Annotated in this window: 10 protein-coding genes and 3 tRNA genes; 6 read left to right on the plus strand and 7 right to left on the minus strand. The window is 51.0% G+C overall.

Annotated features, from left to right (window positions below):
- The coding region (locus tag GAC_RS01665; protein ID WP_037349120.1) for a hypothetical protein at nucleotides 1-1,347 on the plus strand (1,347 nt) is incomplete at its 5' end.
- A gap of 543 nt (nucleotides 1,348-1,890) precedes the next feature.
- Here the strand turns inward: GAC_RS01665 and thiD are convergent.
- The 4 genes from thiD to iscX all read right to left on the minus strand — a co-directional run bounded on the left by thiD (nucleotide 1,891) and on the right by iscX (nucleotide 5,169).
- Nucleotides 1,891-2,673, minus strand: a complete 783-nt coding sequence (gene thiD, locus GAC_RS01670) for a bifunctional hydroxymethylpyrimidine kinase/phosphomethylpyrimidine kinase (protein WP_010267211.1) — start codon at nucleotides 2,671-2,673, stop codon at nucleotides 1,891-1,893.
- A 7-nt stretch (nucleotides 2,674-2,680) separates the two neighbouring features.
- A complete protein-coding gene (locus GAC_RS01675) occupies nucleotides 2,681-3,346 on the minus strand; it encodes an HdaA/DnaA family protein (RefSeq protein WP_010267213.1) in 666 nt (221 codons plus the stop codon).
- On the minus strand, nucleotides 3,347-4,477 hold the full coding sequence (locus tag GAC_RS01680) for an AI-2E family transporter (RefSeq protein WP_223822687.1): 1,131 nt from the start codon (nucleotides 4,475-4,477) through the stop codon (nucleotides 3,347-3,349).
- A gap of 494 nt (nucleotides 4,478-4,971) precedes the next feature.
- Nucleotides 4,972-5,169: a Fe-S cluster assembly protein IscX gene (gene iscX / locus GAC_RS01685; RefSeq protein WP_010263173.1), complete on the minus strand. Its 198-nt coding sequence runs from the start codon at nucleotides 5,167-5,169 to the stop codon at nucleotides 4,972-4,974.
- Nucleotides 5,170-5,492: 323 nt separating this feature from the next.
- Between iscX and rpsD the strand changes: the two genes are divergently transcribed.
- On the plus strand, nucleotides 5,493-6,107 hold the full coding sequence (gene rpsD, locus GAC_RS01690) for a 30S ribosomal protein S4 (protein WP_029209777.1): 615 nt from the start codon (nucleotides 5,493-5,495) through the stop codon (nucleotides 6,105-6,107).
- Between the two features lie 14 nt (nucleotides 6,108-6,121).
- Nucleotides 6,122-6,207, plus strand: a tRNA-Leu gene (locus tag GAC_RS01695).
- Between the two features lie 316 nt (nucleotides 6,208-6,523).
- Here GAC_RS01695 and GAC_RS01700 read toward each other — a convergent pair.
- From GAC_RS01700 to GAC_RS01710, 3 genes are read right to left on the minus strand one after another with little or no spacing between them, the layout of a single operon-like run.
- Complete coding sequence (locus GAC_RS01700; RefSeq protein WP_010263179.1) at nucleotides 6,524-7,672, minus strand: hypothetical protein; 1,149 nt, start codon at nucleotides 7,670-7,672, stop codon at nucleotides 6,524-6,526.
- Nucleotides 7,673-7,731: 59 nt separating this feature from the next.
- Nucleotides 7,732-8,505, minus strand: coding sequence for a GNAT family N-acetyltransferase (locus GAC_RS01705; protein WP_010263183.1), 774 nt, complete (start codon nucleotides 8,503-8,505; stop codon nucleotides 7,732-7,734).
- A gap of 14 nt (nucleotides 8,506-8,519) precedes the next feature.
- Nucleotides 8,520-8,972, minus strand: coding sequence for a phosphatidylglycerophosphatase A family protein (locus GAC_RS01710; RefSeq protein WP_237696977.1), 453 nt, complete (start codon nucleotides 8,970-8,972; stop codon nucleotides 8,520-8,522).
- A 532-nt stretch (nucleotides 8,973-9,504) separates the two neighbouring features.
- On the opposite strand from GAC_RS01710, the gene GAC_RS01715 reads away from it, so the two are divergent.
- From GAC_RS01715 to GAC_RS01725, 3 genes are all read left to right on the plus strand, one after another.
- Nucleotides 9,505-9,576, plus strand: a tRNA-Lys gene (locus GAC_RS01715).
- 131 nt (nucleotides 9,577-9,707) lie between these two features.
- Nucleotides 9,708-9,790, plus strand: a tRNA-Leu gene (locus GAC_RS01720).
- 35 nt (nucleotides 9,791-9,825) lie between these two features.
- On the plus strand, nucleotides 9,826-10,473 hold a 648-nt coding region (locus GAC_RS01725), incomplete at its 3' end, for a trigger factor (protein WP_037349124.1).

Here is a 10,473-nt window from a genome sequence, read left to right on the forward strand (position 1 = left end):
TGGACATCGGCGGCACGTGGTGCCAGTGATGTTGGGACGAGTATTAAAGAGTCTAGTGTACCGGGGAAAGTTTTAAAAGCTTTGAAGGTCACTTTTGCTCTTAATCTCAAGAACATTGCCAGGTTGGACCCCCAAGGAAATGGTGAACAGCAGAAGGTGCGTGTTCCCATGCTCATGTCGCAGCTTGTGGATCGCAGCCAGCCATGCGAATTCCTACCTCCCTCATGCTTCAGCGGGAAAGGTAGTAAGATGAGGCTCGAGAAGGGGCAGCTTATAGTTAAGGGCAGGGCGCTCCCGCTAGAGCCGATAAAATCAGAGGGTCTGGGGCTGGATAGGGCCGTCACTGCTGACGGAAAGCTTCTTTACGCGATTAACACCAATCACCAGAAAGAGGCGTTGCTGGCCTTGGGGTTGGATTTGGAAAAGTACAAAAACAAAAGGCTGGTAGTGGCATGCGAGGGGGATACTGTAGTCCCCACTGCTGTGGGTGATGCGGAAGCAAAGGTCATGCGGGCTATCTACAATGCTGAGGTGACGGCTGAGACCAAGCGCATTGTGAACGAGAAAACTGGTGCTACTTCGTGGCTTCTTACTGTAGCAATGGCTGTGCCTTTTAACACGTGTGCGGCCGTACTCAACTTTGCTTGTATGATTCCGCAGGGAGCTCTTGACGTTTGCGCGCGCCTCCTAGGTGCTGGTGCTGCCAGTATGGAGCGCGAGGCACGACACCGCATTGTAGCCAAACAGAAGGGTACCGTTACGGGCCTGGGTTCGCCTGCGGGGTTTATAATGTCGGGGTTTGCCCTCAGATGCATGGAGAAAATTGCGCTGCTTGGCAAGGGCGCGATCGGGAGTATAAGAAAGGTTTCCGTGAGCACTGCCAGGGCTATCCCGATTCTGGTAAACTCGGCATATAACCTTAACGCTTCCCAGCTGCAGGTCGGGAAGCAGCTTCTCATCAGTTCCGGAGACGAGGCACTTACTTGCTTTATAGACAGCATCAAAGACATGAGTGAGGGGTTGGGTTTTTACTTGGATCCCAAGGGAGAGAGGTCCCAAAGTGCGTCGGCGCGCGATGACGTACCTGCTATAGACACGGGAGTTGGGGAAAGTCAGCAGGACAATTTTCCTGAAGCAAAGGGTAGGGGACAACAGAAGGGCGCCGCGTCCGCGCGTGGAGCGAATGATGATGGCTGTATTGTCCTGAGCGAGGCTGATATGCTAAAGGTTGTAGGTGCGGGCGCAGACCTCATGAGTAGCGGGACTACCGTGAGCTATGGCACGAGTAAGGGACTGCAGGATATCTTCGCATCTGCCAGGAACCGCGGTCCCGGCGCAATGAGATAGCAACGAAGCGCTGTCGGCTGGCCTGTATGTGGGTGGATGCGGATAATAGCATGCACTTGGTCAGTGGTACGGCTTCCCTGTAGTGCGCTTCCTACAAGTTTTGACACCTGTGAAGCTGTGGTGTGTTGGCATCTAGTTCCGCCAGTAGTGGGCATAGTGGGTTGTTGGTGTTGAACAGCGACGGCTGGTTAAAGTCAGCAGGACAATTTTCCCGAAGCAAAGGGTAGGGGACAACAGAAGGGCGCCGCGGCCGCGCATGGAGCAAATGACAGTACCCATATTGTTCTAGGTGCGGGTACAGATCTAAGGAGTAGTGGAACTACTGTGAGCTATGGTACACGTGGGGAGCTGCAAGACAACTTCATATCTGCTGTCAAGAGCCGCGGTTCCGGTACCGCTAGATAGCGACAAATAATTTGCCGCGGGACGTTTGCGATATTATTGATGCAAGTGCCGGGTGGTTGGTACGGGTTTGGCGCCCGCGCACACCCTATACTCCTGGCGTGAAACCGTCCACCTCCGCCGAGTTTTCAACCTGGTGCACTAAGGCGTATTAGCGTCTGGGAACAGTTCGTAGTTGTGAAATACGGGGTTGTATCCATGCCCAATCTTGGGTGCAGCACGCATTGTGTTTGTTAGATAGCCTATGGCTGACTCCACGCTCTCCTCCGTTGACAGGCCGCACGCAATGAAGCTTGCTATGGCGGACGACAGTGTGCATCCAGTGCCGTGAATCTTCCCAGGAATTCTGGCGTTTCTGAAGCATAACACGCCGCTGTCCGTGAGGAGTATATCCTCCACGTATTCTTCGTCTGAGTGCCCGCCCTTTACTAAGACGCCGCCAACCCCCAAAGCTTTAATAGCCTCTCCCGCCTTGATTGCGTCCTGCTTCGTGCTTATCTTCACCCCAGATATGTGCTCGGCTTCCGGAATGTTGGGTGTGAGTAAAGATACCTTCTTCAGAAGCGCGCCAGAGCATTTCATAAACTCCGTGGCCTCGACCAACTCAAACCCGGATGTTGCAACCATCACTGGATCGAGCACCACAGGTATTCCGACGGGAATCAAACGTGCTACAGTTTCCATAAGACTAGGTGGCAGCATTCCTATCTTAATTGAGTCTATTTGTATGTCTGACAAAACGGCCACAACCTGCTTCTCAACGGCTTCTGGAGCCAAGTTCCAGGTTCCGTAAACTCCCGTGGTATTTTGCGCAGTTACGGATGTTATGCAAGTGGCAGCGTAACATCCCAGCATAGTGATGGTCTTGATGTCCGCCTGTATCCCGGCTCCTCCTCCAGAGTCAGAGCCAGCTATGCTTAGCACTTTTCCTCTATACAGGACCGCCCCTCCTAATTACCGACCTAACAAACGGAATGGTAACACCCCTGGCGTTGGTTGGCAATTCAGTATCTATAAGGTTTACCACATCGCTAAGTTTTTTGAATGACCGCTCAACATTGTTGAGTATGTAGTTAACAGTGCGAACATCTATGTGCATCTGCCGATCGGTAAATAATTTGACCAGCATTATCCGCAATAATTCCTCGTCCGGATCGGCAAGGCTTGCACTCATAGCGGATACTATCCGAGATTCCAAGTCTTTCAGTTGGTAATTGAGCATGTGCGGCGGCAGTGAGGATGTCATCAAAAGGGGTTTTCCGGCTTCGCGCGCAAAGTTATAGCAGTGCAATACCCACGATTCATCCCTTAGGTTGTCTATGTCTTCAATGATAACAGCGCTGCTTTCTCTTATGGTGCCTATCGCTTCGCCTATCACCTGGCCGTGGCATATGAAGCTTGCCTTTCTGAGTTTTTGCCACATGTGTGCTAGGTGAGTTTTTCCCGAACCAGATTTTCCGTAGAGTACGAAACAACCCCAACTGTAGGTGTTCATTAACAGGTTGTAAGTGTGCCTATTGTGGTCCAAAAGTATGTAGTCAGAGCATTGGTACGAGTGCACTTCCTGTGTGTCAAACAGCTTTAGTTGCCTGTACATTCACTTACCAAGGTAGAAGTTGCTGTGTTTGTACTTCTCCACAGCAAAATGCGTCAAAACGCTCACAATTGCAGTGACCGGAATGGAAACTAGCGCCCCCAAAAGGCCGGCATGCGCGCTAAAAACCACCATCCCAATTACCACCCACCCGGGATTCAGATCCAATTTTTTGCTAAGCAGGACCGGAGTGATGATGTTCGATTCTACTACGTTCCCAACCACAAATACCAATATCACCGCCGCAGTGCCGGTCCAACTGAAATCCTGGAGTATGGCCAGGCAAGCACCGAGCGAGGCACACAGAATTGGTCCTATATACGGTATAAACGTCATGATGCCAGATATGACGCCGAGTACCAAAGAGTATTCTAGCCCCACTACTGCAAAACATATGCAGTAGTATATTAGCATAATCAGACACACGGTGGTCTGGCCCCTTATGTATGCGGATACTATGCTGTCAATCTTTGACATGCAATGGGAAAAGCCTTCTAGATAATGCCTGGGGACCATGAGAAGGGCGTTTTTTACCACGATTGGCCAACTTCCCAAAATGTAGAATAACAGCAGCAGGGTAATGAAGACCTTTGCAGCGATTGTCCCAATCCCAACCCCGGATTGTACCACTCCAACGGCTACTTTGATGAAATTTTTGTACAAGCCGTCAAGCAGTTTGATAAACTCTACGTGGTTGCCGCTGAAAAGGTTATGGGGGGACAGCGCTTCGGGGTTCATCGCGCCAATGACCCCGTCGTAACGTAACATATCATAAGCCAGCAGGGCGTTTTTTATACCCTCAACACCCGCGAAGGGCAACTTGTCAACAAGTAGCTTGGCTAGTGCTAGCGTTTGGGAATACGCTATTGGTACCAAAAATACCAATAGGGCTGCAAACACACCGACCGAAGAGAATATTATTGCGAAAGACGAAACAGGCCTGGGGAGACCTATGGACTCTAGCCTATTCACCAGGGGGTTCAGCAAATACGCCAGCACGGCTGCAACGCAGCACAATGGCAGCACGGGCCGCATGACAAACACGAGGACAGCAGCGCAACCCGCCCCCAACAGGCAGTTTAAGTACTTCACCCCTTCACCCTTAGCAACTTTGTGGGACAGTACGGGCAGCAACCCGCAGGCATTGTATAATATTAGTGAGCTTGGTTCAATAATTATAAGTATGTTATATCTAGCCGGGCTCTGGTGCCGGTATGCCCAAAAAATATGCTGACCGTGTGCGTTGCTGACCAACCGTAGGCCGAAAAGTTTACGAGCTAGGCAAAAAGTGCGGCGGCCTACCGACACCCAGCGAATTTCCACATTTGCTGTAGACCAAATACGTGCGACAAACAATACTCCACCGATTTGCCCGCTCTGCTCTTCCCGCTATTGACCGGGTGTTAATTCTAAGGGCTGGTCGGCACGGTTCCTCCGAACGCTCCCGCCACGGGGTTGAGGGCGAGGAACAGTCGCTTATTTGCAGGCTCTGCCCACGTAGCTGGCCCCGATTTCAAAACTGGCCCCGCGAAGTTCCTGCATCCCACACATGTTCTTCATGGGGGGCGAAGACACGGCTAACAAAAATATGCCCTATGTATGATTGGAACGAGTAGGGCGAGCTTGAATCACTCATCCCTTTCTGCGCTCCAAGCCATTTGTATTGCTTCTAAGATTTTTTCGTTGCACCCGTCGGTGTCATCATCAAACTCTGGCAAACCGACCACCATGGACTTTAACTCGGTGAATCTGAGGGCGAAAATGTCCTGGTTTGGGTAGGCATCTTCCAGCGAGCAAGCTATATCTTCCACATCAACCCACTTCATGGATTTGACTCTCATAAAAAGTACGTTGCAGGATGTTATCGTAACTGGTGTTGCAGTCAAAGACAAACTATCCGTTTCGCAGTTTGGGTTCCAGCTGTATTGTTGGTAAACTAACTGCCAAGGTGTGCGGCCCATACACGTGCGGGCAATTATCATTCAATGCAGGCGCTACGATGGCCATTTAGGTGGCTCATGATTGGATACGAAATTGGTTGACACACTTGCTTAAAATGATCATACTTCCTCCCCGTATGGCGTTAATTCGCATCGTGGAGCTGTGGGGGTGTTCTCATTCTCCATTCGGTTGTTGTTGTGTAGGTTGTATTGTGGCGGTTGTAGAGAGAAAATACAGGGCGAGTCGTAGGTTGGGGGTAAACCTTTGGGGGAGGTCCAAGGACCCCGTTGCTACCAGGAATTATCCTCCGGGCCAACATGGGAGCATGGGGTACAAGAAGCTCTCAAGTTTTGGTAGGCAGTTCGCGGCGCATCAGAAGTTTAAATGCTACTACGCGATGTCTAGTAAGCAGCTGAGGAATACATTCCTCAGGGCCTACAATAGAAAGGGTGACACTGGTGATAATCTAGTTGGGGCTTTGGAGTCACGCCTTGCTGTGGTTGTATACAGCGCGGGTTTTGTACCCACTGTGTTTTCTGCACGGCAGTTGGTTTCCCACAAGCATGTGACTGTAAACGGCAAGGTGGTGAATATACCCAGTTTTTCGGTGAAGCCTGGTGACGTTGTGCAAATAAGAGAACGGGCAACAGAGCTTCCTATGGTGCTTGCTGCTATACAGTCGCAAGAGAGGCGCGTTCCAGATCATTTAGAGGTTGACACTGCACAGCGCTCTGCGCGTTATCTCAGGGTACCTAAGTATTGCGAGGTTCCTTATCCTGCCAACATGGAAGTGAATTTGGTCGTTGAGTTCTTTTCCGGGTAGTGGCTACCCCTTTTGTCCATGTGGCGGAATGGTAGACGCTGCGGACTTAAAATCCGCTGACCTTGCGGTCGTGGGAGTTCAAGTCTCCCCATGGGCACCACCGCGCGTGTATGCTGCCATTGTGCTTGCAGGTGTGGTTCGTGTTGGCGTCGGAAGGTTAACTAGGTGAACTGGCCAAGACGGGGTAGTGCACTTCCCGCTGCTGTAGTCGCGCCTTCCTTCATTGTTCTGGATCTTATCGTTGGGAAGTTGGTCCCATATCACACGTTTCGCATATAAATTCGGAATCGTATACTCCTGCTCTCGGCTTGTGGTCCGTTGTAATGTCCGCGATTTTGCACTCGCTGTACAAGTGCCAGGGCTACGCGACGTACGGTTTAGCAACGAACCGTGATGCGATATTCGGGGTGTGAGAGCTAATCTTGTGCGCGACTGTAGAGAAATAGGAGCTCCTGTTTGTGGTTGGGAACCACAGAGATTTCCAGCACGGTACCGTCTTGCAGGGTTAAAGCGTCATGATACGGCTCCGCTAGCTTACCGAAGAGCTCATACTGTTGCTTTTTGAGTAGCTCAAAAGACCCGTCATCCACAAATTCCTTTTCATGTATCTTGTGTATAATCTCTGAGTAGATTGCGCCGCCCCTCATCCATGACTGGTCCAGTTGCCAGAATTTGCTAAAGTGGCTATTGAAGAACAGCAATCTTCCGTCGCTACCATAGAGAGCCGCAGCACATGGCAGACTGTCAAGAAGGCTCTTTTGCGCTTTCGAGTGGCCTTTTACTTCTTGTGTGAGCTGCCAGCTTTGTGTGATGTCTTGCCCGTATCCGACAGAGCCTCCATCCGAGGTTTTCACTTCTGTTAGTAAATAGAGCCTTCTCTCGTTATCGACAATCATGAATGCCTTTTCCTGAAATTCGGTTTCGCTGCCCGCAACCTTGGAACTGAGCTGCTTGACTAGCGTATCACCCTGGTTGTTCTGTACCAACTTCAGATAAAAAGGATTGTGCAGCTCCACTTCGGCATTTTTGTTTCTTTTCCACACCGGGTAGGGTAGTGCATCAATTACGCTGCTACAGTTGCTAAGTTCCTGTGCCAGCTTTGTGTTTTTGCGATTGAGGCTTGCGATTAGCGACCTTCCCCCGGTCACATTCTGGATCCACAGCAACACACCGACTATCTTGTCCTGGTCGTCAACTATGCTTTGCCCGTAGCACGAGCAATAAATTTCTGCGTCCTTCCCCTTTAGATCCATCGTAAAAGATTTGTTGATCTTGCGCGCTTCGGTAAAGTTTTTCCTCAGCTGATCGGACTCTTCAAAGAAGTTTGCCAGTTCATTGAAGGAACAGAACACGCTGTTCAGCAGCATCTGCAAGTTGGGAGAGAAGCGTTCCACCCGCTTTTTCTCATCCCAAAGATAGAACCCGTCCCCAAGAGACAGCAGCAGACTTGTGAGCAAATTGTTATTGTGGCGAAAATCGCTTATGCTTAAACTAGCATAAAAGCAGAAAACCGCCAGCACTGCTAGGACAAAGACCAATACATAGCCGGCAGCATACGTAAACATTAACTAACTTTCTCTTATACTCCTCCACCGAGCACTAGTCTACCTTTCCCAGCTATGCTTCATGCCATGAGCGAGGCATACAGCGACAAATTTCCAGTCATCCTGAACCCTAACCTGCAGTACAGATCTACGGACCGCTTGACGCACTGCGCCACGGCGTACCTGCACCTGTATAACTCCCTGGCCATCTCTAATCTCTGTAGTACCATATCACTAGCTATGCCCATATTCCTGTACTCCGGTAGCACCCCGTCGCTATAAAGGCCCACTACCTGATTACGGACGTACATCCCACACAGCCCCACAGTAGCACCGTGTAACTTAGCAAGGAAGAACCTGAGGTTCGAAGGCTTATGCCTAACCATCCCCCTCAACAGTATTGCCAGATCGTTTATATTGCAATAGAAAATTTTCGATGCCATACAATCGAGTTCAGTTAGTGCAGAATCCGTGCTGACAGCTTCTAGCACAAGATTTGGGCCGTGATGCTTAATATGGGCATGCGTTGGTATCTTCATAAATGCCTTCTTCACCACTGTTGGTGCGGCGAGCCCTAATTTATTTACTGCCCTACTGAACTCCTTAGTGTGGGAATCCACAACCCAGGTCGTGTCGATTTTTTCTTTTTCCAGGTAGTCCAGGGTACTTCTGGCAGATTGCTCGCACTCCTCATATGTTCCATCTGTGGGGAATACGTAGTTAAAGGAGGAGTCCGGACGACCGTTTATTGTGAGTATCAAATTACCTACTTTGCGGACTGTCCCCCCTGACATGTTAATCGCATACGACATGTACTCCCTCAGGTTGTCCGTGGCTAAAGAAGAGAAATGCATTTTGGATTCACCTCCTACATAGAGCTTGCGCTCACCACTGCGAGACACGCAATAGACGCCGGTATAGCAGCGAATATGTCGTCAAGCATAACGCCCAGAGCTCCCCCTACTTGGGCATCTACCATGCATACCGGCCACGGCTTTGCCACGTCAAAAATTCTAAAGCACACAAACCCGGAACATAGAAGGATTGTCTGATGTAGCGCATCACTAGGCAAGTGTACGCCAAAAACGCCATGTTGTGTGAGCATGCAGGGTATCACAAGCACAAGCGTCTGTCCGCAGACCTCGTCAACAACAACCTCAGCAGGGTCATGCCTTCCGGGTTTATCTGCAAGGTAGCGAGCTACGGCCCACAAGCCCAGGACGAACGTTACAACCACCAAAAAGGCACCACACGCCGCACTAGAAACTATCAAGGGAAAAAACACGAGAGCTGCTGCGCTCCCTGCAGTGCCCGGAGCCACAGGCGACCTGCCACACACCCACACAGTGGATACACACCGCGCAAACGCGGACAAAAAAGGCTACGCGGCACGCCGGCGCGGCAAATACCAGCAGCAAGGGTGGAGACAAAGCGCCAGCGGCCACTGGCCAGGGAGCATCACCCAAGCCACCACTGGTTTACTGGGTGGCGTTCACACGTCTGGCTGCCACTAGCCCTGACACAAGGACTCTTAATCCTGCGCTCTCCCTTGGAAAACAGACCGCCGCATCCCTGCAACCCGCACGCAGCAACAAGCAAAAGGAGCACCACCCTAGAAAATCTCATACAAACCACCACAAAAACCCACCGAGAGGCGAGGGACCCCTAACGCCGGGCCACGCGCCATGCAAGCCAAAAACAAACGGTCCGCATTATAAACCAATAAACCTTGCAGTCAAGTCTGTAGTGAAGACGATCTTGCTATTGACATACCGTTAGTATGGTAGTATCAAGGACCGCTGAAGCGGTGTGGTGCGGAGATGTCTGTGGTAGCTCGCGTTCCGCTGCTTTAGGGTTCCGTAGCTCAGCGGTAGAGCACCTGACTCTTAATCAGTGTGTCGCGTGTTCGAATCACGCCGGAACCACTCAGCGCTTTTGCTGGAGCATCCTGTGTCAGAGTTTTTAGGGGGTGGTGCTGGGGCTTAGTAGTTGGGTTACCGCCGCGGCTATGCCTTTAAGTGAGAGTAGTCCAATGCGGCAAACCCGGGCTGCTCGTGCGGATATGGCGGAATTGGTAGACGCGCTAGGTTTAGGTCCTAGTGGGCCCGGCCCGTGGGGGTTCAAGTCCCTCTATCCGCATCCTGTGTGCTCCCTTAATTGTGGTGGAGTGTTTTATGCAGCGGTTCTACGTTGTAAAAGAGGTCTTGAGTGATAAGCTGAAGCGGGTGTACGAGTTTACTGTCGGTAACGAGTACCTGGAGCAGCAGGTGGATGACAGGCTGCGCGAGATTGCAGCAAATGTCAGAATGGATGGGTTCAGGAAGGGTAAGGTTTCGCTGGACCTTGTGCGGCGCAATTGCGGCGAAGATGTCGTAAGAGAGGTGCTTTCTAAGGTTGTTGACGACGCCTCATCGCAGTTCATGCAGGAAGGCGGCTTTGGGGATGTTGTAACTTCAGAGGTCAGGATCACTTCTCACCCCAAGGTGTGCTCTACAGAAGGGAAAGGTGGGGATCTGGTATACGAGCTGCAGTTTGAACTGATGCCAGAGGTTCCATCCGTCAATCCAGAAGACATTGCGCTCAAGGAAATGGAGGCAGAGGTCGGGCAGGAGGATGTCGAGAAGTTTATTGGCGAACTCAAAGCTCGATACCCTAGTTTTGTCGTGTCAGATAGCCCAAAACGGCGCGCAGCCGCTGGAGACAAGGTTGTAATCGACTATAACAGTTCGTTCAAGGGCAAGGCACTGAGGGGCGGAAGCGCGAAGGGCTTTGTGGCAGTGCTCGGCGGGGGCCATCTACCCAAGGAGTTCGAAGACAAAATA

This window comes from Anaplasma marginale str. Florida (assembly GCF_000215485.1).
GTDB lineage: Bacteria > Pseudomonadota > Alphaproteobacteria > Rickettsiales > Anaplasmataceae > Anaplasma > Anaplasma marginale.